At 73.9% G+C, this 24,994-nt stretch carries 13 protein-coding genes, 1 tRNA gene and 1 pseudogene; 5 read left to right on the forward strand and 10 right to left on the reverse strand.

Features of this window, described 5'->3' with window-relative positions:
• Positions 1-6 precede the first annotated feature (6 nt).
• Complete coding sequence (locus ACZ4M8_RS00750; protein ID WP_467602114.1) at positions 7-834, forward strand: class I SAM-dependent methyltransferase; 828 nt, start codon at positions 7-9, stop codon at positions 832-834.
• An 81-nt stretch (positions 835-915) separates the two neighbouring features.
• Entirely contained in the window at positions 916-3,792 is a 2,877-nt protein-coding gene (locus tag ACZ4M8_RS00755) for an ATP-dependent RNA helicase (protein WP_467602117.1), read from the forward strand.
• 423 nt (positions 3,793-4,215) lie between these two features.
• Here the strand turns inward: ACZ4M8_RS00755 and pgfA are convergent, their stop codons facing one another.
• The 4 genes from pgfA to polA form a co-directional block, all read right to left on the reverse strand.
• A complete protein-coding gene (pgfA, locus tag ACZ4M8_RS00760; RefSeq protein ID WP_467602120.1) occupies positions 4,216-5,202 on the reverse strand; it encodes a cell envelope lipid trafficking protein PgfA in 987 nt (328 codons plus the stop codon).
• Between the two features lie 44 nt (positions 5,203-5,246).
• Positions 5,247-5,381 carry an SPW_0924 family protein gene (locus tag ACZ4M8_RS00765; RefSeq protein WP_467602123.1) on the reverse strand — a complete coding sequence of 45 codons (135 nt, stop codon included), beginning with the start codon at positions 5,379-5,381 and terminating at the stop codon, positions 5,247-5,249.
• A 129-nt stretch (positions 5,382-5,510) separates the two neighbouring features.
• Positions 5,511-7,358 carry a lytic transglycosylase domain-containing protein gene (locus ACZ4M8_RS00770; RefSeq protein ID WP_467602126.1) on the reverse strand — a complete coding sequence of 616 codons (1,848 nt, stop codon included), beginning with the start codon at positions 7,356-7,358 and terminating at the stop codon, positions 5,511-5,513.
• 490 nt (positions 7,359-7,848) lie between these two features.
• Complete coding sequence (polA, locus tag ACZ4M8_RS00775) at positions 7,849-10,587, reverse strand: DNA polymerase I (protein WP_467602129.1); 2,739 nt, start codon at positions 10,585-10,587, stop codon at positions 7,849-7,851.
• Between the two features lie 271 nt (positions 10,588-10,858).
• Between polA and ACZ4M8_RS00780 the strand changes: the two genes are divergently transcribed.
• Together ACZ4M8_RS00780 and ACZ4M8_RS00785 are read left to right on the forward strand one after the other, a co-directional pair.
• Entirely contained in the window at positions 10,859-13,165 is a 2,307-nt protein-coding gene (locus ACZ4M8_RS00780) for an FdhF/YdeP family oxidoreductase (RefSeq protein WP_467602132.1), read from the forward strand.
• Positions 13,166-13,247: 82 nt separating this feature from the next.
• Positions 13,248-13,721 (forward strand): PaaI family thioesterase, encoded by a 474-nt coding sequence (locus tag ACZ4M8_RS00785; RefSeq protein WP_467602135.1) that lies wholly within the window; start codon positions 13,248-13,250, stop codon positions 13,719-13,721.
• 139 nt (positions 13,722-13,860) lie between these two features.
• On the opposite strand, the gene ACZ4M8_RS00790 is transcribed toward ACZ4M8_RS00785, so the two are convergent.
• The gene (locus ACZ4M8_RS00790) at positions 13,861-14,538 is read right to left on the reverse strand and encodes an ANTAR domain-containing response regulator (RefSeq protein ID WP_467602137.1); all 678 of its coding nucleotides are present in this window, start codon (positions 14,536-14,538) and stop codon (positions 13,861-13,863) included.
• A gap of 95 nt (positions 14,539-14,633) precedes the next feature.
• Between ACZ4M8_RS00790 and ACZ4M8_RS00795 the strand changes: the two genes are divergently transcribed.
• Positions 14,634-14,708: transfer RNA gene (locus ACZ4M8_RS00795), tRNA-Leu, on the forward strand.
• A 247-nt stretch (positions 14,709-14,955) separates the two neighbouring features.
• On the opposite strand, the gene pyk is transcribed toward ACZ4M8_RS00795, so the two are convergent.
• From pyk to ACZ4M8_RS00820, 5 genes and pseudogenes are all read right to left on the reverse strand, one after another.
• Positions 14,956-16,392 carry a pyruvate kinase gene (gene pyk / locus ACZ4M8_RS00800; RefSeq protein ID WP_467602140.1) on the reverse strand — a complete coding sequence of 479 codons (1,437 nt, stop codon included), beginning with the start codon at positions 16,390-16,392 and terminating at the stop codon, positions 14,956-14,958.
• Positions 16,393-16,546: 154 nt separating this feature from the next.
• Complete coding sequence (locus tag ACZ4M8_RS00805) at positions 16,547-17,959, reverse strand: lysine N(6)-hydroxylase/L-ornithine N(5)-oxygenase family protein (protein WP_467602143.1); 1,413 nt, start codon at positions 17,957-17,959, stop codon at positions 16,547-16,549.
• On the reverse strand, positions 17,959-19,563 hold the full coding sequence (locus ACZ4M8_RS00810) for a pyridoxal phosphate-dependent decarboxylase family protein (RefSeq protein ID WP_467602146.1): 1,605 nt from the start codon (positions 19,561-19,563) through the stop codon (positions 17,959-17,961). Before ACZ4M8_RS00810 ends, ACZ4M8_RS00805 begins: the two co-directional genes overlap by 1 nt.
• Positions 19,564-20,940: 1,377 nt before the next feature.
• Positions 20,941-23,586: an aminopeptidase N gene (pepN, locus tag ACZ4M8_RS00815; RefSeq protein ID WP_467602149.1), complete on the reverse strand. Its 2,646-nt coding sequence runs from the start codon at positions 23,584-23,586 to the stop codon at positions 20,941-20,943.
• A gap of 455 nt (positions 23,587-24,041) precedes the next feature.
• Positions 24,042-24,911: pseudogene (locus ACZ4M8_RS00820) on the reverse strand (helix-turn-helix domain-containing protein); the annotation flags it as partial.
• Positions 24,912-24,994 lie beyond the last annotated feature (83 nt).

The raw sequence follows: 24,994 nt of genomic DNA on the forward strand, positions 1-24,994 counted from the left end.
GGCGCGATGAACCAAGAGTACGAGCCGGAGGCGACCCGACGTCATGCCTCGGCGACGGAAAGCAGCCGGGCCAGCCGCGGCTGGTGGGACCGGAACGCGGACGAGTACCAGAGCGAGCACGGCGCGTTCCTCGGGGACGACCGGTTCATCTGGGGCCCGGAGGGACTGGACGAGGAGCAGGCCGGGCTGCTCGGGCCGGCGGAGGGGCTGAAGGGCCGGCGGATCCTGGAGATCGGGGCGGGCGCGGCGCAGTGTGCGCGCTGGCTCGCGGCGCAGGGTGCGCACCCGGTGGCGCTGGATCTCTCGCACCGGCAGTTGCAGCACGCGCTGCGGCTCGCGGACGGGGCGGACGGTGCAGCGGGCGGTGCGGTGGAGCTGGTCGAGGCGGACGCGGGGGCGTTGCCGTTCCGGGACGGCGCGTTCGACCTGGCGTGTTCCGCGTATGGCGCGATTCCGTTCGTGGCCGATCCGGTGCGGGTGTTGCGCGAGGTGCGGCGGGTGCTGCGGCCGGGCGGACGGTTCGTGTTCTCGGTGACGCATCCGATCCGCTGGGCGTTCCCGGACGAGCCGGGGCCGGAGGGGCTGTCGGTGGCCGCGTCGTACTTCGACCGGACGCCGTACGTGGAGCAGGACGAGAGCGGGCGCGCGGTCTACGTCGAGCATCACCGGACGGTGGGTGACCGGGTGCGGGACGTGGTGGCGGCCGGGTTCCGGCTGGTGGATCTGGTGGAGCCGGAGTGGCCGGACGAGAACACGCAGGAGTGGGGCGGCTGGTCGCCGTTGCGCGGATATCTGATCCCGGGGACGGCGATCTTCGTGTGCGAGGCGGAGTGAGCCGGCGGTGACGGGGCGGGCCCGCCCGGGTTGCGGGACGGGCCCGTCCGGTGGCGTCGGCGGGGGCGGCAGACTGGGCGGGTGATCCGCGATGACGTACTGAGTCTGCTGCCCGCCCGTTCCGCGCTGCCGGCGCTGCGTGAGGCCCTGGACGGGCCGGGGAGCGCGGTGCTGTGCGCGCCGCCCGGTACGGGTAAGACGACGCTGGTGCCGCTGGAGCTGGCGGGGCTGGTGGGGCCGGGGCCGGGGCGGCGGGTGCTGGTGGCGGAGCCGCGGCGGATCGCGGCGCGGGCGGCGGCGCGGCGGATGGCGTGGCTGCTGGGGGAACGCGTCGGTGAACGGGTGGGGTTCACGGTGCGCGGGGAGCGGCGGGTGGGGCCGCGGACGGCCGTGGAGGTGGTGACGACCGGGGTGCTGCTCCAGCGGTTGCAGCAGGATCCGGAGCTGGCGGGCGTCGATGTGGTGGTGCTCGACGAGTGCCATGAGCGGCATCTGGACGCGGACACGGCGGCGGCGTTCCTGTTGGACGTACGGGCGGCGCTGCGGCCGGAGCTGCGGTTGGTGGCAGCGTCGGCGACGACGGACGCGGCCGGGTGGGCGGCGCTGCTGGGCGGTGCGGAAGGGCCCGCTCCGGTGGTGACGGCGGAGGGCACCTCGTACGAGGTGGAGGTGGTGTGGGCGCCGCCGGAGCGTCCGGTGCGGCCGCCGCACGGGACGCGGGTGGATCCGGCGCTGCTGACGCATGTGGCGGGGGTGGTGCGGCGGGCGCTGCGGGAGCGGTCGGGGGATGTGCTGTGTTTTCTGCCGGGTGCCGGGGAGATCGGGCGGGTCGCGGGGCTGCTGGCCGGGGTGGAGGCGGAGGTGTTGCAGGTCCACGGGCGGGCTCCGGCGGAGGTGCAGGACGCGGTGCTGGCCGGGGGTGACGGGGTGCGCCGGGTGGTGCTGGCGACGGCGGTGGCGGAGTCGAGTCTGACGGTGCCGGGGGTCCGGGTGGTGGTGGACTGCGGGCTGGCGCGGGTGCCGCGGACGGATCACGCGCGGGGCCTGGGGGCGCTGGCGACGGTGCGGGCGTCGCGGGCGGCGGCCCGGCAGCGGGCGGGGCGGGCCGGGCGCGAGGCGCCGGGTGCGGTGTATCGCTGCTGGTCGGAGGGGGAGGACGGGCGGTTGCCGCGGTTCCCCGATCCGGAGATCAAGGTGGCGGAGCTGTCGGCGTTCGCCTTGCAGGTGGCGTGTTGGGGGGATCCATCGGCGGCGGGGCTGGCGTTGCTGGATCCGCCGCCCGCGGGGGCGATGGCGGCGGCGCGGGAGGTGCTGGGCGCGGTCGGAGCGGTGGACGCGGACGGCCGGGTGACGGAGCGGGGGCGGCGGCTGGCGCGGCTGGGCGTGGAGCCGCGGCTGGCGCGGGCGCTGCTGGACGGCGCGCGGGAGGTCGGGGTGCGGCGCGCCGCCGAGGTGGTGGCGCTGCTGAGCGAGGAGCCGCCGCGGTCGTACGGGGACGATCTGGCGGCCGCGTGGCGGCAGGCACGGCGTGGCGGCGACGCGTATGCCGCGCGGTGGCGGCAGGAGGCCCGGCGGCTGACGTCGGCGGTGGCGGGGCTGGGGCCGGAGGACGGCGCGGACGGTACGGGTGATGGGGACGGGGGCGCGGAGGGCCTGGGGGGCTTCGGTGGGGCGGGGGCGCGTACCGGCGCCGGATCGGTGGAAGGCCGTGGGCGCTCCGGTGGTGAGGGGGCAAGCTCCGGGGTCGGCTGCGCAGAGGCCCTCGAGCGCTCCGGTGGGGCGGGGGCCGAGGCCGGTTCCTCGGGGCCTCAGGGGCGCTCCGGTGGTGCAGGGGCCGCGCGCGATTCCCCGGGTCGCCACAGGCGCTCCGGCGGTGAGGGGGCAAGCTCCGGGGTCGGCTCCGCTGAGGGCCGGGGGCGTCCCGGTGGGGCGGGTGCCGGGGCGAGGGATGACGAGGCGGTGGCCGGGTTGGTGGCGGCGTTGGCGTTTCCGGAGCGGGTGGCTCGGGCGCGGGGCGGCGGCAGTTTTCTGATGGCGTCCGGGACGCGGGCGGAGACGGGGGAGGCGGGTTCGCGGTTGCGGGAGGCGCGGTGGCTGGCGGTCGCGGTGGCGGACCGTCCGGTGGCTTCGGCGTCCGCGCGGGTGCGGCTGGCGGCGGTGATCGACGAGGCGACGGCTCGGGCGGCGGCGGGGGCGCTGTACTCCCGTGGCGAGGAGGTCCGGTGGGCGGACGGTGAGGTCGTGGCGCGGGAGGTGGCGCGGCTGGGGGCGATCGAGCTGGTGACGCGTCCGCTGGCGGCGCCGGACGCGGGCGCGGTGCGGGCGGCGGTGGCGGAGGGGTTGCGGCGGGAGGGCGTCGGGCTGTTGCGTTGGTCGGCCGGGGCGGTGTCGCTGCGGCAGCGGATGGCTTTCCTCCACGGGGAGCTGGGGCAGCCGTGGCCGGACGTGTCGGACGCGGCGCTGCTGGAGCGGGCCGGGGAATGGCTGGGCGTGGAGCTGGAACGGGCGCGCCGGCGGGCGGATCTGGAGCGGATCGACGCCGGGGCGGCGCTGGGGCGGCTGCTGCCGTGGGCCTCCGGTGACGCGGTGCGCTTCGACGAGCTGGCGCCGGAGCGGATCGAGGTGCCGAGCGGTTCGCGGGTACGGGTCGACTACAGCGGTGCGCAGCCGGTGCTGGCCGTGAAGGTGCAGGAGATGTTCGGGCAGCAGGAATCGCCGCGGGTGGCGGGCGGGCGGGTGCCGGTCCTCGTCCATCTGCTCTCCCCCGCCGGGCGTCCGGCGGCGGTGACGGCGGATCTGGCGTCCTTCTGGCGCGACGGCTACCGGGCCGTACGGGCGGAGCTGCGGGGACGTTACCCGAAGCATCCGTGGCCGGAGGATCCGTCGGCTGCCGAGCCGACGCGGCACACGACGGCACGGATGAAGGGGACGAAGGAGGCGAAAGGACGGCAGCGCTGAGATTGTCCGGCGGGCTCCGGCGGGCGGGGAACGGGTCGGTCGTGGCGGGCCAGGGACGGCCGGTATCAGGGGTGACGGAGGCTGCTCTCCGGCGGGAGCGGCGTCGGGCGGTGGCGGCTGCGGCGGGCGCCGTCGCCGCGGGGCGGAGGGTGCCAGGTCGTGGCGGGGCGGACGGCCGACGGGCGGCGGCGCGCCGGACAGAACCAGCGGCGTGATGAGTCGTGAGGAAAGGGGCGGACAACCGGCCCGGCCGGGAACGGTCATCGGCTCACGGCGACGCGCCGGGCCCCGGGAAGACGCGGGCGGAGCCGAGCCCTCGGGCGGCCCCGTACAAGGCCCGTCGGGCGTTGCGGCGGCAGGTCAACTCGGCTGAGCCGGCAGGGCGTTCATCGGCGCTCCCCCTCCTTCGATCTCCGTTCCACCTTACGGTCCCCCACTGACAGCGGGCCGTGTCGTGGCGGGCGGGCCGGTGGGGCGGGAGCGGGCCTCCAGGGTGAGGCTGAGGGCCAGGAGGGCCAGGCCGAGGGCGAGGAAGCCCCAGGGCAGGTAGCTGGTGAGGAGGAGGACCAGGGTGCGCTGGGAGGAGACGAGGGCGACGACGGCGTCGACGTAGTCGGGGCGCATCTTGACGTGTCCGGCGAAGGCGGTGACCTTGCCGCCGCCGGGGAGCAGGTCGCCGCCGCGCAGCTCCTCCTTGTGGATCTCCTCGCCGTTGACGGGTGCGCCGGTGACGGGGTCGACCCAGAACATGCGCTTGGTGGTGTACCAGCGGGTGGTGCCCATCTTCCGTACGGAGTCCGCCGTGACGCCCTTGATCGGGAGTTTCTTCGGCAGCGCGACCCGGGTCCAGGGGATGGTCTGCTCGAAGTAGTAGACCTCCATGCCGTGGAAGGTGCGGGTGCCCTTGTAGTGGATGGGGGCGGAGGTGCGGGTCTGGGCGTCGAAGTAGGCGTAGTCGCGCTTCTCGACGAGGAAGGGCCATTTGTACTCGATGCCGTCGCGGCGTACGGCGTCGCCGTCGACGCTTTCGCCGGTGGCGTGGACCGGTTCCTGGCTGTGGGCGTCGAAGATGTAGCGCTCGGGGATCTGGGAGACCATTTTTCCGTCGGGCCCGGCGACGTAGGTGAGGGTGTCCCAGACGACGACGTCGCGGTCGGCGGTCCGCTCGATGCGGTCGGCGGCGGCGACGTTGCCCTTGAGGGTCTGGACGACGGTGAGCCGGGGGACCTTCTTCGCCTTCATGGTGCCGTAGTCGACGAGGGTGGCGGGCTCGGCGACCAGGACGGTGTCCTGGTACTGGCTGGGCGGGATCTTCGCCAGGCGCGGGAAGGCGTACCAGCGCAGCAGCGGGGAGAGCGCGGTGCAGAAGACGGCGGCGGCGAGGAGTATCAGGCTGGCTTTGCGGCGCATGGCGGTGCGTCCCTTCCCTTCCGGGGTGTGCGGCGTCCGTGCCGTCAGGGGTGGGCGGGGACGGTGGTGCGCAGCGGCTTGGGGGAGGTGGTGCCGTCGGGCGCGCCGATCGCCGTGATGGCCAGGACGAGGAGGAGGGCGGCGGCGAGACCGGTGGCGGCCGCGGTGAGGGCGCGCATGGGCGGCTCCCGGGAGCTGATGCTTCGTCAGGGAGGGGGCACCGTAGCAACGGGCGGCCGAGATGAGAACACGTGGCACCGCCGCCCTGCCCGGGGTGGGCGGGGCGGCGGTGGCGGCGCGGCGGGCGGTCAGCCGGCGGGGGCCGTGACCTTGAGTTCGAGGGTGAGGACGGCGCCGTCGTCGGTGGTCAGCCGGAGCCGGAAGGTGCCGGTGTGGTCGGCGTCGGTGCGGATCTCCGGGAGTTCCAGCAGGCCGTGGGCGTCGGTGGTGAGGCCGGTCAGGGTGCGGCGCGCGGCGCCCTCGGGAGCGTCGCCGTCGTGGGGGTCGGCGAAGAAGGGGCCGGTGGGGTTCGGGACGGGGAGGTCGGGGGCGCCGGTGACCATGGTGGCGGTGACGGGTACGCCCGCGACGGGCTCGCCCCGGTGGCTCGCCTCGATCACGATGCTGCCCGCGGCGTAACTGTCGCCCGCGGTCACGGTCAGCGCCTTGTCCGAGGTGCGACTGAGGGTGTCGGCCTTCGGGGCGGGTGGCGCCTCGACCGTGGCGGAGAAGTCGACGGGCGGCACGGTACGGCCGACGGCGGTGGCGCGGACGGTGAACGTTCCGGCCCTGTCTCCGGCGCGCAGCTCGGGGGCGGTGGCCAGACCGTCCTTGCCGGTGGTGACGGTGGCAGCGGTGGCGCCGTCCGGGAAGCGGGCGTCGGTGGTGCCGGTGACGGTGAACCGTACGGGGGCACCGGCGACGGGTTTCCCGGCGGCGTCCTGGGCGCGCACCTGGGGCGGGGTGGTGAACTTCCCGCCCGTGGTGGCGGTGAGGTCCTTGTCCCCGGTCCGTTCGAGGGCGGTGAGGGGCGCGGGGTCGGCGTGGTCGGTGGGGGGCTTGGTGCCGGCGCCGCCCGTGCCGTTGTCGCCGGAGTCACCCGGGGTGCCGCCGGTGGCCGGCGGCGTGGTGGTGTCCGGGGATGGGTCGTGCGTGTCCGGCCGATTGTTCCCGTGGTCCTCGGCCGGGGTCCTTCCGGGCTTCTTGCCGGGCTTCTTCGCGGCGCCCCTCGTGGGGCCGCCCGGTGTGCGGCCGGGCCCGGACGGTCCCGTTCCGGGGCGGACGGTGCCGCCGTCGCGGTGGCGGGCGGGCAGGACGCCGGTGCCGTCCGGGACCTCGTGGGTGCCCTTGCGGTAGAAGGCGTACCAGGCCAGGACGGTGCGCAGGTAGTCCTCGGAGTGGTTGTAGCCGAGGATGGCGCGGTCGAGGTCGCGGGCGAAGGTGAGATCGCGGCCGCCGCCGCAGAGGTAGTGGCCGGCGGCGAGCGCCGCGTCGAAGACGTTGTGGGGGTCCTTCTTGCCGTCACCGTTGCCGTCGGCGCCCCAGCCGCTGCCGTCGGGGCCGCCCTGGGACCAGGTCGACGGGATGAACTGCATCGGGCCCACCGCACGGTCGTGGGTGAGATCGCCGTCGTAACGGCCCTGGTCGGTGTCGGTGATGCGGGCGAAGCCCTCGCCGTTGAGCTGGGGGCCGACGATGGGCCGCAGGGTGGTGCCCTCGGAGTCGACGGCGCCGCCACGTGCCTGACCGGATTCCACCTTGCCGATCGCGGCGAGCAACTGCCACGGCAGCCGGCAGCCGGGATCGGTGGCGCCGACACTCGCCTCGGCCTTCTTGTACGCGGCGAGGACGGTGGCGGGGATTCCGGCCTCGGCGGGCCCGGTGACGACCGGCCCGCCGGGCTTCCCGCGCGAAGCGCCGGGCTTCTTCCCCGAACCGTCGGGCGGTACGGGGCTGTTGAGCGGCGGCAGGTCCGTGTAGTAGGGCGAGTCGCCGTCGACGGTGGAGTCCGCGGGCGGCCGCAGCGGGCGCTCCCGGGCCTGGGCGCGTTCGACCGTGCCCGGCGCCTGAGAAGCCGTCAGGGCGGCCACCACCAGGGCCGCGATCGCCGCCGACCCGGCTCCTCGGCGGACCCGCCGCCCGAACGTGGCTGCCATGCGTGCCTCCCCTGCCGTGGTGGACCGCGCCGGAGCCGCCGTTTGCGTGCTCCCCTGCGCGCCAACGGACGCGACACTACGACACCTGGAGACGCACATCTACCGCCATCCTCGGTCGAGATGGTGAACCGTACCGGTCAGAGTTGATCGCTTATCGACCACTTGTCGCGAACGCGCAAGGAGCTTGAAGAAAGCCCTGCCGCATGCCCGGCGAGCGTCTCAAACCGCGGAACAAAACGCGGAACAGGAACAACGGCCTTCGCCCTGCTCCTCAGGCCGCCGGAACCGGGAACACACACCTGCTGTCCAGGAGCAGCCGGACACCCGGCGGGCGGCGAACCCCCGTGAGAGCCGGGAGCCTTGGCAGGCCAGGGAAGCACGACGCCCCTCCGGCCTGCGGAAGGAAGCAGGCCGGAGGGGCGTGCGGCGGCGAGCGGGGGCTCGGCCCTCGGCGGCCACGGCGGGTGGTGCGCCCGCGGCCGGCGGTCCGTCAGTGGGCGGCCGACTCCCAGTCCGCGCCGACGCCGACGGAGACGTCCAGCGGGGCGCGCAGCTCGACCGCGCCCGCCATCTCGCGGCGCAGCAGCTCCTCGACCTGCTTGCGCTCGCCGGGTGCCACCTCGACCACGATTTCGTCGTGCACCTGGAGCAGCATCCGGGACGTCAGTCCGGCCGCCCGCAGCGCCTCGTCGACCTTCAGCATCGCGATCTTGACGATGTCGGCGGCGGTGCCCTGGATCGGGGCGTTCAGCGCCATCCGCTCGGCCATCTCACGGCGCTGGCGGTTGTCGCTGTTGAGGTCGGGGAGGTAGCGGCGGCGGCCGAGGATCGTCTCGGTGTAGCCCGTGGCGCGGGCCTCCTCCACGACGCGCTGGAGGTAGTCCCGCACGCCGCCGAACCGCTCGAAGAAGTTGTCCATCAGCTTGCGCGCCTCGTCCGGCTGGATGCCCAACTGCTGCGAGAGCCCGAACGCCGACAGACCGTAGGCCAGGCCGTACGACATCGCCTTGATCTTGCGGCGCATCTCCGGGTCGACCTCCGTCTTGGGGACGGAGAAGACATGGGAGGCGACGGTGGTGTGCAGGTCCTCACCGGAGGTGAACGCCTCGATCAGGCCCTCGTCCTCGGAGAGGTGGGCCATGACCCGCAGCTCGATCTGGCTGTAGTCGGCCGTCAGCAGGGTGTCGTAGCCCTCGCCGACGACGAAGCTGCGGCGGATGGCGCGGCCCTCGTCGGTGCGGACCGGGATGTTCTGGAGGTTGGGGTCGGTCGAGGAGAGACGGCCGGTGGCGGCGACGGTCTGGTTGAACGTCGTGTGGATGCGGCCGTCCGCGGCGATGGTCTTGATCAGGCCCTCGACCGTGGCGCGCAGCTTGGACTGCTCACGGTGGCGCAGCATGATCACCGGCAGTTCGTTCTCGGTCTGGGCGGCGAGCCAGGCGAGGGCGTCGGCGTCGGTGGTGTAGCCGGTCTTGGTCTTCTTCGTCTTCGGCAGGCCCAGCTCGCCGAAGAGGACTTCCTGGAGCTGCTTGGGCGAGCCGAGGTTGAATTCGTGGCCCGCCGCGGCGTGCGCCTCCTGGACGGCCTGCTGCACCGCCCCGGCGAACTGCTGCTCCATCCGCTCCAGCCAGCCGCGGTCGGCGGCGATGCCGTCGCGCTCCATACGGGCCAGCAGGGCGCTGGTGGGCAGCTCGACGTCGCGCAGCAGCTCGGCGGCGCCGACCTCGGCGAGCCGGGTCTCGAAGGCGGCGCCGAGATCCAGCACCGTACGGGCCTTGGCCATCAGCGCGTCGGCCTCGGCCTCCTCGTCGGCGCCGAACGCCAGCTGGCCGCCCGCCTCGGCGGCCGGGGCGAGATCGCGGCCGAGGTACTCGACCGAGAGGGCGTCGAGGGCGAAGGAGCGGCGGCCGGGCTTGACCAGGTAGGCGGCGAGGGCGGTGTCCATGGTGACGCCGTCGATCCGCCAGCCGTGCTCGCCGAAGACCCGCATCAGACCCTTGGCGTTGTGCATGACCTTGGGGCGGTCCGCGGCGGCACTCCAGGCGGCGAAGGCCCGCTCATCGGCCTCGTCGAGCTGCGCCGGGTCGAACCAGATCGCCGGGCCCTCGGCCGTGGCCAGCGCGATCTCGGCGACGCTGCCGCTGCCCAGGGACCAGACGTCCACGGTGGAGACGCCCAGCGGACCGGTGCCGTGCTCGGCGAGCCAGGGGGCCAGCTCACCGGCGCCGGCGACGGTGCCGTCCACCTCGACGCCGCCGACCGCGGCGGGCTCGTCGGCGCCCTGGTCGGCCCCCGGGTCGACGGCGTGCAGACGGTCGCGCAGACCCTGGTTACGGATCTCCAGGCCGTTGAGGAACGCGGTGAGCTTCTCGCGGTCGTACGCCTCGCGGACCAGCTCACCGGGGCCGCAGGGCAGCTCCACGTCACGGACCATCTCCGTCAGCCGGCGGTTGAGCTTGACGGACTCCAGGTGATCGCGGAAGTTCTGGCCCGCCTTGCCCTTGACCTCCTCGGCCCGCTCCACCAGCTCGGCGAAGGATCCGAACTGGTTGATCCACTTCGCGGCGGTCTTCTCGCCGACGCCGGGGATACCGGGGAGGTTGTCCGACGGGTCGCCGCGCAGCGCCGCGAAGTCCGGGTACTGGGCGGGGGTCAGGCCGTACTTCTCGACGACCTTCTCCGGGGTGAAGCGCGTCAGCTCGGAGACGCCCTTGGTGGGGTAGAGGACCGTGACGTCGTCGGTGACGAGCTGGAAGGAGTCGCGGTCGCCGGTGACGATGGAGACGGCGAAGCCCTGGGCGGTGGCCTGCCGGGTGAGCGTGGCGATGACGTCGTCGGCCTCGAAGCCCTCGACGGCGAAGCGCTTGACGTGCATCGCGTCGAGCAGCTCGCCGATCAGCTCGACCTGGCCGCGGAACTCGTCGGGCGTCTTGGAGCGGTTCGCCTTGTACTCGGGGAACTCCTCGGAGCGCCAGGTCTTGCGGGAGACGTCGAAGGCCACCGCGAAATGGGTGGGCGCCTCGTCACGCAGGGTGTTCGCGAGCATGGACGCGAAGCCGTAGATCGCGTTGGTCGGTTGCCCCGTGGCGGTGGTGAAATTCTCCACGGGCAGGGCGAAGAACGCCCGGTAGGCCATGGAGTGCCCGTCCATCAGGAGCAGGCGGGGACGGTCGCCCCCCGCCGCTGCGGTGCCGGTCGTTTCGCTCTTCTTCGCTGCCTTTGCTGCCACGCCCCCGATCCTGCCACGCCCCACTGACAATCCCCGCCGCGGCGGGGACGGGCGGCGGGCGGACGGCCGGGAGGGAGGCGGCGGCCACCGGCCCCGCCCTGCGCACGGTGGACTCCGCGCGCAGGTTTTCCACAGGCGTCCGTCCCGCCGTCGCGGCGTTGTCCACAGGCTCTGCCCGCCCGCCACGGTCCATGACAGGATCGGATGTGCACGGCAACGATCCGGCCCGGCCCCCGTGCGCCGGACGGCCCACGGCCCGAGGGAGAGCGTCATGGCAGGCAAGCCGCCCGCATCCGATCCGGTTCAGGACGCGCCCGAGGTCGGCGCGCCCCAGCACTCCGCCGTCGGCCTCCCCGCGATCACCAACGCGCTGCGCATCTCGCAGCAGCAGATGGGCGTGCGCCGTACGGCCCTGACGCTGCTGCGCGTCAACCAGAAGAGCGGTTTCGACTGCCCCGGGTGCGCCTGGCCCGAGGGCGAGCAGCGGCACACCGCGGAGTTCTGCGAGAACGGCGCCAAGGCCGTCGCGGAGGAGGCGACGCTGCGCCGCGTCACCCCGGAGTTCTTCGCCGCGCACCCCGTCGCGGATCTCGCCGGACGCAGTGGTTACTGGCTCGGCCAGCAGGGCCGGCTGACCCACCCCATGTACCTCGCCGAGGGCGCCGATCACTACGAACCGGTCTCCTGGGAGCGTGCCTTCGACATCCTGGGCGAGGAACTGACGGCCCTCGGATCGCCCGATGAGGCGGTCTTCTACACCTCCGGCCGCACCAGCAACGAAGCCGCCTTCCTCTTCCAGCTCTTCGCCCGCGAGTTCGGCACGAACAACCTCCCCGACTGCTCCAACATGTGCCACGAGTCGTCCGGCTCGGCGCTGACCGAGACCCTCGGCGTCGGCAAGGGCAGCGTACTGCTGGAGGACCTCTACAAGGCCGATCTGATCATCGTCGCCGGGCAGAACCCCGGGACCAACCACCCCCGGATGCTGACCGCGCTGGAGAAGGCGAAGGCCGGCGGCGCGCGGATCATCTCCGTCAATCCGCTGCCCGAGGCCGGTCTGGAGCGGTTCAAGAACCCGCAGACGCCACGCGGTCTGGCGGGCGGCGGCACGGCGCTGACCGATCTCTTCCTCCAGGTCCGCATCGGGGGCGACCAGGCGCTCTTCCGTGCCCTGTGCCGCCGCGTCCTGGAGACCGAAGGCGCGCTCGATCAGGAGTTCATCGACGCGCACACGCACGGCTTCGAGGAGTTCGCGGCCGCCGCGCGCGCCGCCGACCCCGAGGAGACGCTGCGCGCCACCGGGCTGCGCCAGGAGGAGATCGACGCGGCGGCGGAGATGGTCCTCGCGTCGCGGCGCACCATCGTGTGCTGGGCGATGGGCCTGACGCAGCACAAGCACTCGGTGCCCACCATCCGCGAGGTGGTCAACTTCCTGCTGCTGCGCGGCAACGTCGGCCGCCCCGGCGCCGGGGTCTGCCCCGTGCGCGGGCACAGCAACGTCCAGGGTGACCGCACCATGGGCATCTTCGAGCGGCCCGCGCCCGCCTTCCTCGACGCCCTGGAGAAGGAGTTCGGTTTCGCGCCGCCCCGCAAGCACGGGTACGACGTGGTCCGGGCCATCCGGGCGCTGCGTGACGGCGACGCCAAGGTGTTCTTCGCGATGGGCGGCAACTTCGTCTCGGCCACCCCCGACACCGATGTCACCGAGGCGGCGGTACGGCGCGCCCGGCTGACGGTGCACGTCTCCACCAAGCTCAACCGCTCGCACGTGGTGACGGGCGCGCGGGCGCTGATCCTGCCGACGCTGGGCCGTACGGAGCGCGATGTGCGAGGCGGCGCCGAGCAGTTCGTGACGGTCGAGGACTCCATGGGGATGGTGCACGCCTCCCGGGGGCGGCTGGCCCCGGCCGGTCCGCAGCTGCTGTCGGAGACCGCGATCGTGGCCCGGATGGCCCGCCGCGTCCTCGGCGAGCGGAGCCGTACGCCGTGGGAGGAGTTCGCCCGCGACTACGGGACGATCCGTGACCGCATCGCCCGGGTCGTCCCCGGCTTCGAGGACTTCAACGCCAAGGTCGCCCGCCCCGGCGGCTTCACCCTGCCGCACGCGGCCCGGGACAGCCGCAGCTTCCCCACCGCCACCGGGAAGGCCAACTTCACGGCGGCGCCCGTGGAGTACCCGCGCGTCCCCGAGGGCCGGCTGCTGCTCCAGACGCTGCGCTCGCACGATCAGTACAACACTACGATCTACGGTCTCGACGATCGCTACCGCGGTATCAAGAACGGCCGCCGGGTCGTGCTGCTCCACCCCGAGGACGCCCGGGAGCACGGCTTCGCCGACGGTGACTACGCCGACCTGGTCAGTGAGTGGACGGACGGCAGCGAGCGCCGCGCGCCCGGGTTCCGGGTGGTGCACTACCCCACCGCGCGGGGCTGCGCGGCGGCGTACTACCCGGAGACCAATGTGCTCGTCCCGCTCGATCACACCGCCGACACCAGCAACACCCCGGCGTCGAAGTCCGTGGTGATCCGGCTGGAGCGGCCCGAGGACGAGAGGGCTGACGGGGCCCCGGAGCGGTGACCCCGCGCCCGGCGGCGCCGGAGCGGGCTGATAGGAACATCCGGATCACCGATCAGCACGGACGAGCGGACGGAGCGAGCACTTGGGCACGCAGCAGACCACCACGTTCCCGCGGGAGGTCCTCGACCAGTGGGCCGGGCCCGGCCTCGATCTGCCCGCGCTCTTCTCCGCCGGGCACCTCGGCAGCCGGATGAGTGTGCAGGTCATCGAGGCAGGTCCGGACCGCGTCGTCGGCACGATGCCGGTCGAGGGCAACACCCAGCCGTACGGGCTGCTGCACGGCGGCGCGTCCGCGGTGCTGGCGGAGACCCTCGGGTCGGTCGGCGCGATGCTGCACGGCGGCCCGTCGAAGCTGGCCGTCGGCGTGGACCTGAACTGCACCCACCACCGCGGGGTCCGCTCGGGCCTGGTGACCGGCGTCGCCACCCCGGTCCACCGGGGGCGCTCCACCGCGACGTACGAGATCGTGATCACCGACGAGGCGGACAAGCGGGTCTGCACCGCCCGCCTGACCTGCATGCTCCGGGACGCCCCCGAGGACGCCTACCGAAGCTGAGGCCCCACCCGCCCGCGGCCGCCCCGCCCGTGCGCCCGGCAGCCTCGCTCGGGCGTCCGCCCGGCACCGGCCCCGGGCACACGTGTGGCCCCGCACCGTACGACGGTGACGGGGCCACACGGGCAAAACCTCCGGGCCGCTACTGCCCCGGCTGGTCCTTCCGGTCCTTCTGGTCCTTCTGCTTCTTCTCCTCGGCGTCCTCGATGACCGCCTCGGCGACCTGCTGCATGGAGAGCCTGCGGTCCATCGACGTCTTCTGGATCCAGCGGAACGCGGCCGGTTCGGTCAGCCCGTACTGGGTCTGCAGGATGCTCTTCGCGCGGTCGACCAGTTTGCGGGTCTCCAGCCGCTGGGTGAGGTCGGCGACCTCCTTCTCCAGCGTCTTCAGCTCGGTGAAGCGGCTGACCGCCATCTCGATGGCGGGGACGACGTCGCTCTTGGAGAACGGCTTGACGAGATACGCCATCGCGCCCGCGTCCCGGGCGCGCTCCACCAGCTCGCGCTGGGAGAAGGCGGTCAGCATCAGGACGGGGGCGATGCTCTCCCCGGCGATCCGCTCGGCGGCGGAGATGCCGTCCAGGATCGGCATCTTCACGTCGAGGATGACCAGGTCCGGACGGTGTTCACGGGCCAGTTCGACGGCTTTCTGCCCGTCACCGGCCTCACCGACGACGGTGTAGCCCTCCTCCTCCAGCATCTCTTTGAGGTCGAGACGGATGAGGGCCTCGTCCTCGGCGATCACGACGCGCGTCGTGAGCGGGGGGACGTGCGACCGGTCATCATCGGCGGCGGGCTGCTCGGGCTCGGCGGCGCTCACGGGTCTCCTCGTTCAGGCAGGTGGTGCCCCTTTAGCGTACCCAGCTCCTGTATGGTGGGAGCACGACGGGGGCTCCTCAGCCTTCGATTCCCAAGGCCCTGGTACCCCAACCGGTTAGAGGGACGGTGCTCAAACCACCGACAGTGTGGGTTCGAATCCCACCCAGGGCACTTCGCCTCACTTTCGAAGGCCAGACCTCGCTCCGCCGATCGGTGATCTTCACCCGTCATGACGAGCGCGTCCGGTAGCCCTCCCCTCGCGAGAGGCCCGGTGCCTCTGCCCCCGTACGGCGCTCCGCCCCGGCTTCCTGCCATGGCAGGCAGAGGGCCGAAGCACTGACAGGAACGGCGGTCAGAACCTCGGCCCGGCATCAACGCCCGCGCACGGGCGGCTGTTTCCCCCGGCGGAACGGCGGAGCTATTTCCCGCCGTCGTCCTCGCCGATGCGGTGGACCCGGACGAGGTTGGTGGAGCCAGGAACGCCGGGCGGCGAACCGGCGGTGATGATCACCAGGTCTCCCCGTTCGCAGCGGCCGATCTTCAGCAGCTGCTCGTCGACCTGCGCGACCATCTCGTCGGTGGAGGCGACGGTCGGGCCGAGGAAAGTCTCCACGCCCCAGGTGAGGTTGAGCTGCGAGCGGGTCGCCGGGTCGGGGGTGAAGGCGAGCAGCGGGATGGGCGAGCGGTAGCGGGAGAGCCGGCGGACGGTGTCGCCGGACTGCGTGAAGGCGACGAGGAACTTCGCGCCGAGGAAGTCGCCCATCTCGGCGGCCGCGCGGGCGACGGCGCCGCCCTGGGTGCGGGGTTTGCTGCGGTCGGTCAGCGGCGGCAGGCCCTTGGCGAGGATGTCCTCCTCGGCCGCCGTGACGATGCGGCTCATGGTGCGGACCGTCTCGGTGGGGTACTTCCCCACGCTCGTCTCACCGGAGAGCATCACCGCGTCCGTGCCGTCGATGACGGCGTTGGCGACGTCGGACGCCTCGGCGCGGGTGGGCCGGGAGTTGTCGATCATCGAGTCCAGCATCTGGGTGGCGACGATCACCGGCTTGGCGTTGCGCTTGGCCAGCTTGACGGCGCGCTTCTGGACGACCGGCACGGCCTCCAGCGGCATTTCGACGCCGAGGTCACCGCGGGCGACCATGATCCCGTCGAAGGCGGCGACGATGTCGTCGATGTTCTCGACGGCCTGCGGCTTCTCGATCTTGGCGATGACGGGGAGGAAGCGGCCCTCCTCCCCCATGATCCGGTGGACGTCCTCGATGTCGTGGCCGCTGCGGACGAAGGAGAGGGCGATGAGGTCGACGCCGGTGCGCAGCGCCCAGCGGAGGTCGTCCTCGTCCTTGCCGGAGAGGGCGGGGACGGAGACGGCGACGCCGGGGAGGTTGAGGCCCTTGTGGTCGGAGACCATGCCGCCCTCGACGACCCGGGTGCGAACGCGGGTCCCGTCGGTGCCGGTGACCTCCAGGGTGACCTTGCCGTCGTCGACGAGGATGCGCTCGCCCGTGGTGACGTCGGCGGCGAGGCCGTCGTAGGTGGTGGAGCAGAGGTGGCGGTCGCCCTCGACGGAGGGGTCGACGGTGATGGTGAACGTGTCGTCGCGTTCGAGAAGTACGGGGCCTTCACGGAAACGGCCCAGGCGGATCTTCGGACCTTGAAGATCGGCGAGGACACCGACGCTGCGGCGGGTGTCCTCGGCCGCCGCGCGGACCCGTGCGTAGCGTGCTTCGTGATCGGCGTAGCCGCCGTGGCTGAGGTTGAGGCGTGCGATGTCCATACCGGCGACAACGAGGTCTTTGATCTGCTCGTACGTGCCGGTGGCCGGTCCCAGTGTGCAAACGATTTTTGCTCGGCGCATGGGGCGACCCTATGTCGTACCCACTGGTAGAGAACGGTGCCGTGGCGACTGCCCAACGACCGCTGGATGAAAGGTTGTTGACGAGTATTGAAATGCGCGGCCCGCCGCTCCGATGAGCGGCGGGCGGGGCGTGCGGGCGTCATATGACGTGGCGTCAGGCGTGGTGGGCGGGTGCTGCCCGGGGCGGGACGACGGTCGCGGGGCCGGTGGGGTGCGGGAGGCCGAACGTGGTGAAGGCGGTGCGGTCGGGCAGCGGGTAAGGGGTGTTTCCCGTGAGGGAGTTGAGGATGGTGGCGCTGCGCCAGGCGGCGAGGCCGAGGTCCGGGGTGCCGACGCCGTGGCTGTGGCGTTCGGCGTTCTGGACGTGGACGGCGCCGGTGACGGCGGGGTCGAGGACCATCCGGTGGTCGGTGTCGACGCGGGGGCGGCCCGCGGCGTCCCGGCGGATGTACGGGTCGAGGGCGGCGAGGAGGGTGTCGAGGCGGCGTTCGCGGTAGCCGGTGGCGAGGACGACGGCGTCGGTGGTCAGGCGGGTGCCGGTGTCCTGTTCGGGGTGGGTGAGGTGGAGTTCGACACCGCCGCCCGGGGTGCGGTCGGCGGCCGCCACGTGAACGCCCGGGGTGAGGACGGCGTCCGGCCAGCCGCCGTGCAGGGTGCGGCGGTACAGCTCGTCGTGGATGGCGGCGAGGGTGTCGTGGTCGATGCCCTTGTAGAGCTGCCACTGGCCGGGGACGAGGGCGTCGCGGACCGGTTCGGCCAGGGCGTGGAAGTAGCGCGTGTAGTCCGGGGTGAAGTGTTCGAGGCCGAGCTTGCTGTACTCCATGGGCGCGAAGGCGGGCGTACGGGCGAGCCAGTGCAGGCGTTCGCGGCCCACGGGGCGGGCGCGCAGCAGGTCGAGGAAGATCTCGGCGCCGGACTGGCCCGCGCCGACAACGGTGACGTGGTCGGCGGCGAGCAGGCGTTCCCGGTGGTCGAGGTAGTCGGCGGAGTGCAGGACCGGCGCGGCGGGGGACGCGGCGAGGGGCCGCAGCGCCTCCGGGACGTACGGGGCGGTCCCGATGCCGAGGACGAGGTTGCGGGCGTAGCCGCGGCCCAGGGCCTCGGCTTCGCCGTCGGCGCCGAGGTGGGTGTAGTCGATCTCGAAGACGGCGTGGGAGGCGTTCCAGCGTACGGCGTCGATCTGGTGGCCGAAGTGGAGTGCGGGCAGGTGCTCACTGACCCAGCGGCAGTACGCGTCGTACTCCGCGCGGTGGATGTGGAACCGCTCGGCGAAGTAGAAGGGGAAGAGGCGGTCGCGGCTGCGGAGGTAGTTGAGGAAGCTCCAGGGGCTGGTGGGGTCGGCGAGGGTGACGAGGTCGGCGAGGAACGGGACCTGGAGGGTGGCGCCCTCGATGAGGAGGCCGGGATGCCAGTGGAAGGCGGGGCGCTGGTCGTAGAAGGCGGTGCGCAGGCCGGTCAGGGGCTGGGCGAGGGCGGCGAGGGAGAGGTTGAAGGGGCCGATACCGATGCCCGCCAGGTCGAGGGGGTCGGTGGGGGCTGCGGTGCCGGCGGGGTGCGCGGTGGTCATCAGGGGATGTGGCCTTCCACGAGCTTCAGGAGGTGGGCGAGGTCACCGGCGTCGGTGTGCGGGTTGAGGAGGGTGGCCTTGAGCCAGAGTCCGGTGGAGGTGGCGGCGCGGCCGAGGACGGCGTGCCCGTCGGCGAGGAGGGCGCGGCGGATCGCGGCGACGGTGGCGTCGTCCACGCCGGTGGGGCGGAAGAGGACGGTGGTGAGGGTGGGGCGGGAGTACAGGTCGAGGTGGGGGTGGTCCTCGATGAGGTCGGCGAGGGTGGTGGCGGCGGCCAGGGTGCGGTCGACGAGGTCACCGATGCCGCGGCGGCCGAGGGCCTTGAGGGTGACGGCCGCCTTGAGGATGTCGGGGCGGCGGGTGGTGCGCAGGGAACGGCCGAGGAGGTCGGGCAGGCCCGCTTCGGTGTCGTCGTCGGCGTTGAGGTAGTCGGCGCGGTGGTCGAGAGGGGCGAGGTCGGCGGTGCCGGGGACGGCGAGGAGTCCGGCTGCGACCGGCTGCCAGCCGAGTTTGTGCAGGTCGAGGGTGACGGTGTGGGCGCGGTCCAGGCCCGCCAGCAGGGGGCGGTGGGTGTCGCTGAAGAGGAGCGCGCCGCCGTACGCCGCGTCGACGTGGAAGCGGGCGCCGTGGTGGTCGGCGAGGTCGGCGAGGGCCCCGAGCGGGTCGAGGGCGCCGGAGTCGGTGGTGCCCGCGGTGGCGGTGAGCAGGACGGGGCCACGGAGGCGGGCGAGGGCGGCATCGACGGCGGCCGGGTCGAGGACACCGTCCGGGGTGGGGAGGGTGACGGGTGCGGGGAGTCCGAGGAGCCAGGCGGCGCGGTGGATGCTGTGGTGGGCGTTGGCGCCGCAGACGATACGGAGCGGGGACGCGTCCGCCGCCGGTGGCGGGAGGGCGTCGGCGGGGCGGCGCGGGGCGCCGATGACGGGGGCGAGGGTGGTGGCCGGGGCCGGGCCGGCGGTGGTACGGCAGGCGTGGGTCCGGGGGACCGCCGCCGAGTGCCGCGCTCCCCCGGCGTACCGCTCCCCCGTGGCGGGGCGGGCGGCGCGGGCGGCCTCGCGGGCGAGGAGGACGGCGAGTTGGTTGGACTCGGTGCCGCCGGTGGTGAGCAGGGCGTCCGGACCGTCACCGGGTGCGTAGGCGTCGTCCGCCGTCGGTGCGGGCCGGGGTGCGTGAGGGAAGACGAGGGCGGCGAGTTCGCGGGTGGCGAGGGCTTCGAGGGCGGAGGCGGCGGGGGCCTGGTCCCAGGAGTCCATGGAGGGGTTGAGCGCGGACGCGGCGAGGTCGGCGGCGGCGGCGACGGCCAGCGGCGGGCAGTGCAGATGGGCCGCGCAGTGCGGGTCGGCGGGGTCGGCGGCGCCGGCGGCCAGGGTGCGGATGAGGGTGGCGAGCGCGGTGTGCGCGCCGTCGCCGTCGTCGGGCAGGAGGGGTGCGCAGGCGGCGTGGACGGCACGGGCGACGGCATCCGGTCCGCCTGCGGGGAGGGGGCCCGCGCGGTCGGCGGCGCCGTCGGCGAGGGCGCCGAGGACGGTGTCGAGGAGGGGGCGGAGCGCGCGGGGGCCTTCGATACCGCCCGCGAGGGCGGCGTCGGTGGCGGGCACAGGCATGAACGTGCCCTTCCGTGTGGAGAGTTGGTGGGGGAGCGGCCGCCCCGCGTCGCGCGGGTGGCCCGGCGTTAGGCGGCCCTAAGTTACTTTCCTCGTACGGTACGTAGCCACCGGGGGCGGTGGTTCCACCCATTCGTGGGAGGCGAGTGCCGCAGGTGTTCGGGTGGGGCGCGCGCGGGCCGGGGCGGTGGGCCGGAGGGCGAGGGCGCGGTCGGCCGTTGTGTGACCCACGTGGGGGGAGCCGGAGCGCGAGCGGGGCCGGGCCGGGGCAGGACCGGACAGGTGGCCCGAAAGCGGTACGGGGCGAGCCGGGCCGGGGGCCGTATCCGCAGGTCGCGGCACGGCCTCGGGCGAAGCGCCCGGGTGGGCCGGGCCCCTGGCCACCGGAGGTCGAGCCGGGGTGGCGCGACGGCCCGGCAGGCCAGGGCGGCAAGGGAGGACGGACGAGGGCGAGGCCGTGCGCCAGGGCGGGGCGAGGGCCGGGTGTCCGGCCGGGGCCCGAGCTGGGGTGGGGTCGGAGCCAGTTCGGACCGGTGCCCGGAGCCAGGACGGGGCGAGGGCCGGGTGTCAGGCCGGGGCCCGAGCTCGGGTGGGATCGGAGCGAGGCCGAGTCGGGGCCTGCAGTCAGGCCGGGGCGAGGCCGGAGCCCGAGTCGGAGCGAGGCCGAGTCGGCGCCCGGCGGCCGGAGCCCGAGCTGGGCGAGGTCGGAGCCAGGCCAGACCGGTGCCCGCAGCCGGGGCAGGGCCGGAGCCCGGGGCAGGGCCGGCCCGAGCCAGGGCGGAGTGGCAGCCAGACCCGGACGAGGTCCAAGCCCGAGCCGGGTGGAGGCGGAGCAAGGCCGAGTCGGCGCCCGGCGGCCGGAGCCCGCGCTGGGCGGGGTCGCAGCCAGGCCGACCCGGTGCCCGCAGCCAGGCCGGGCGGGGCCGGAGCCCGAGCCGGGGCCGGAGCCCGAGCCAAGGCGGAGTCGCAGCCAGACCCGGACGAGGTCCAAGCCCGAGCCGGGTGGAGGCGGAGCGAGGCCGAGTCGGCCCCCGGGGGCCGGCGCCCGAGCTGGACGGGGTCGCAGCCAGACCCGGACGAGGTCCGACCCAAGCCAGGGCGGAGTCGGAGCCGACCCGGCCCGGCCCCGGCTCCCGGAGGCCCGAGGCCGGAGCCAGACCAGGGCGACGGGCGCCAGGCCGGGGCGGAGCAGGTATCCGGCCAAGCCTTCGCTCCGCTCGTCGGCCCGGCTCCCGTTGCCGGGCCAGACGTCAGGCCCCAGGCCAGCACCAGACACCAACCGTCAGGCATCGGGCACCAGACACCAACAGACAGGCGTCGGCGGCGGCGTCGGGCACCAACCGTCAGGCGTCGACGTCAGGCATCAAGACCCGGGCGTCAGGCTTCGGGGATGTGAGAGGTGTCAGGGGTGTCAGGGGTGTGGGCCTGGCGGATGCGCAGGGCGCGGGCCAGGTCGTCGAGTTGATCGGTGAGGCCGCGGTGGAGGGCGGGGGTGGGGGATTCGGTGGTCAGGCAGGTGTGGCCCAGGCGGAGGGTTTCCTCGTCGATGAAGGGGGTGGGGAAGGCGTGGCGGGTGGCGGCTTCGGCGAGGGCGGGGCCGCGGTGGACGGCGAGGGTGACCGCGTCGGTGAAGAAGCGGGCGACGTAGGGGCGGAGGAGGTCGTGCTGTTCGGGGGCCCAGAAGCCGGTGGCGGTGGCGGTGAAGAGGTAGTTGGAGGGGGCGGCGTCGGCGTCGGTGGTGAACAGGGCCTGCCAGGCGGCTTCCTTGGCGGCCGGGTCGGGCAGGGCGGCGCGGCAGCGGGCGGCGCCCTCGGTGCCGGTGGCGCTGGGGTCGCGGGCGAGTTCCTCATCGATGCGCTCGGGGGTGAGGGCGCCGAGGGTGGCGAGGCGGGCGAGGATGCGCCAGCGGAGTTCGGGGTCGAGGTCGGGGCCGCCGGGGACGCTGCCGTCATCGAGCCAGTCCCGGATGCCCTCGGGGGAGGTGGCGTTGTCGATGAAGGCGCGGACGGCGATCAGGCGCAGGCTGGTGGCGGTGGGGTCGGTGGCGCCTTCGGTGTGGCGCAGGATGTCGCGGCTCAGGGCCGTGAGGGTGCCGAGGGCGGCGTGGCGTTCGGCGGCGGGGAGGTAGCGGTCGGCGACGGGGGTGCGGGCGAACCGCAGCACTCCGGCGACGACGGCGGGGTCCGGCTCGGCGGGCAGGTGCCGGCGGACGATGTCGAGGTAGGCGGCGGGGGCCAGGTCGCCGTCGCGGACCATGTCGCGGGCGGCGGTCCACAGCACGGCACGGGTGAGCGCGCCGCCGTTCGCGGCGGGGATGCCGGACAGGGACCGGGCGGCGGTCTCCCAGGAGGCCGGGTCGAGGCGGATCTTGGTGTAGCTGAGGTCGCCGTCGTTGAGGACGACGAGGGCGGGGACGGGCCCGGGGAGGGTGTGGCGGGTGGTGCCTTCATCCTGGGGGATGTCGACCTCGAAGCGGTTCCGCAGGGCGAGGCGGGCGGGGGCGGGAGGGGTGACGCGGGTGCCCGCGAGGGCGGCGAGGCGGGACGTGCCGGAGGAGGCGTGCGCGGTGGCGGTGGGGTCCTGGTCGTAGAGGCCGATGGCGATGCGGTGCGGGCGGCTGCCGTGGTGGGTGAGGGCGAGCTGCCAGGTGCCGCCCTGCGGTTCGACGGTGGCGGTGAGGGTGTCGGGGCCGGTGGTGCGCAGCCAGCGGGCGGCCCAGCCGGGGACGTCGCGGTCGGTGTGGCGGGCGAGGGAGTCGAGGAAGTCGGCGAGGGTGGCGTTGCCGAAGCGGTGACGGGTGAGGTGGTCGTTGATCCCGGCGAGGAAGTCCTTCTCGCCGATCCAGGCGACGAGTTGGCGCAGGGCGGAGGCGCCCTTGGCGTACGAGATGCCGTCGAAGTTGAGGAGGGCGGAGGCGGTGTCGGGGACGTCCTCGGGGGCGGGGGCCACCGGGTGGGTGGAGGGGCGCTGGTCGGCCTCGTAGCCCCAGCTCTTGCGGACGGTGCCGAAGTCGACCCAGGTGTCGGTGAAGCGGGTGGCTTCGGAGAGGACCTGGTAGCCCATGTACTCGGCGAAGGACTCGTTGAGCCAGATGTCGTCCCACCAGCGGAGGGTGACGAGGTCGCCGAACCACATGTGGGCCATCTCGTGGGCGATGACCATGCCGCGGGTCTGGCGCTCGGTGTCGGTGACGGCGGAGCGGTGGACGAATTCGTCGCGGAAGGTGACGAGGCCCGGATTCTCCATCGCGCCGGCGTTGAACTCGGGGACGAACGCCTGGTCGTAGGAGTCGAAGGGGTACGGCTCGTCGAAAAGGTCGCGGTAGCGGTCGTAGCAGCGGCGGGTGAGGTCGAAGAGCTCCTCGGCGTCCGCGTCGAGGTACGGGGCGAGGGAGCGGCGGCAGTGGATGCCGAAGGGCAATCCGGCGTGCTCGGTGCGGACGGAGTGCCAGGGGCCGGCGGCGACGGCGACGAGGTAGGTGGAGAGCGGCGGGGTGGGGGCGGCGCGCCAGACGCCGCCGCCTTCGTGGGTGGTGACGCCGTTGGCGAGGACGGACCATTCCTCGGGGGCGGTGACGGTGAGGGCGAAGACGGATTTGAGGTCGGGCTGGTCGAAGGTGGCGAAGACGCGCTGGACGTCCTCCATGAACAGCTGGGTGTAGACGTAGCTCTCGCCGTCGGCGGGGTCGGTGAAGCGGTGCATGCCCTCGCCGGTGCGGGAGTAGGACATACGGGCCTCGACGCGCAGCTCGTGGTCGCCGGCGGCGAGGCCGGTGAGCGGGAAGCGGTTGTCGTCGAGGAGGGCGGGGTCGAGGGGGGTGCCGTCGAGGGTGACGGAGAGCAGCGCGGCGGGCTTGACCTCGAAGAATGTGGTGACGGGGGCGCCGTCGCGGACGGTGAAGCGGATGTCGGCGCGGGAGCCGAAGTGCTTCTCGCCCTGGGTGAGGTCGAGGTGGATGGAGTGGTGGCGGACGTCGAGGAGTCCGGCTCGGGTCTGCGCCTCGTCGCGCTGGAGTGCGGGCATGGGATTCATGCTGCCGTACGCGCCCGTTCGGCCGCACGGGGTGTGGACAACTTCGCGGACGGGAGGCTTCCGTGACCGCGGGGCGGGCCCCGGGCCGCGCGGTTGGGGCCGAGGGCGGTCAGGTCGTTCTCGCCGTGACGGGCACCGGCTCCGCGGGCCGCGTCCTGCTGACGTCACTTGCCGCGGTCTGCTTCTTCGGCTCCGCCATCTGCCTCCTCCGCTGCACACCGGAGCTGTACCCGACCCGGACGCGGGCGCCGGGCCACGCCGCGGGCGGCGCCGCGGGCCGGCTGGGGGTGACCGGCGGGCCCGTCGTCGGCGCGGTGTGCGCGGCGACCGGGCTGCCCGGGGTGTTCGGGACGCTCCCCGCGGTCGCCGCCGCCGCCGCGCCGGCCGCCGCCCTCTTCACCGAGGAGACCCGCGACCGGCCGCTGGAGGAGGTCTCCCCCTGACCGCACCACCGGCGGATCGTCCGGGTCCGGCACCGTGTCGGACCAGCCGCCCGGCACACTGCGCCCCTGCCGCTCGCGGAAGCGCACCGGGGAGACGCCGACCCGGCGGGCGAACAGCCGGCTGAAGTACGCCGGATCGTCGTACCCGACCCGGCGGGCCACGGCGGCGACGGGCAGCTCCGTCGCCGCCAGCAGCTCCTTGGCCCGGCCCAGCCGGATGCCCAGCAGATAGTCCTTGGGCGTGCACCCGGCCGCGCTGCGCACCGCGGCGCGCAGCGCGGCCGGGCTCATGCCGTTACGCGCCGCGTGCCCGGCCACCGTCAGCGGCGCGAAGGCGTCCCGGGCCAGCGCCCGCAGCACCGGGTCGCCGTCCGTGTCGCTCCCGGCGCGGGCCCGGCGCAGCGCCACGAGGAGTGCGTGGACGGCGGCGGAGGTCTCCACCTCCAGCAGCGGGTTGTCACGGCGCGCGGCGCGGGCGATCCGGCCGACGGCGGCGCGCGGGGCGACGGTGTCGGTGAGCGGCACCGGGCAGCGGTCCGCCTCGATGTACCCCAGCTCCCGGTAGGTGGCGGTGGCCGGCCCCGTGAAGTCGACGAAGCTCTCGTCCCAGCCGCTGTCCGGATCGGCGCCGTAATGGTGGACGACGCCCGGCAGCAGCCACAGCAGGGCGGGCGCGGTGATCTCCCGGATGTGGCCGTCAGCCCCCGCGTACCAGCCGCGTCCGGCGCTGATGACCAGCGCGACATGGTGGTCCAGGGTGCGCGGCCCGACCGGCGGCAGCGTGCCGTGCTGGAGACCGACGCCCAGGCAGACCAGACCGAGACGGTGGTGAAGCGGTGTGGGTGTGAAGTAGCGCATCCAGGTGTGGTACATCTCCGGCCTTCCCGCGGTCCGCCGGTACGGTCCGCCGCCGCTCCGTCCAAACAGCGCCGATCTTTGTCCATGGACCGCCGCCC

This window comes from Streptomyces sp. NPDC027185 (assembly GCF_055567035.1).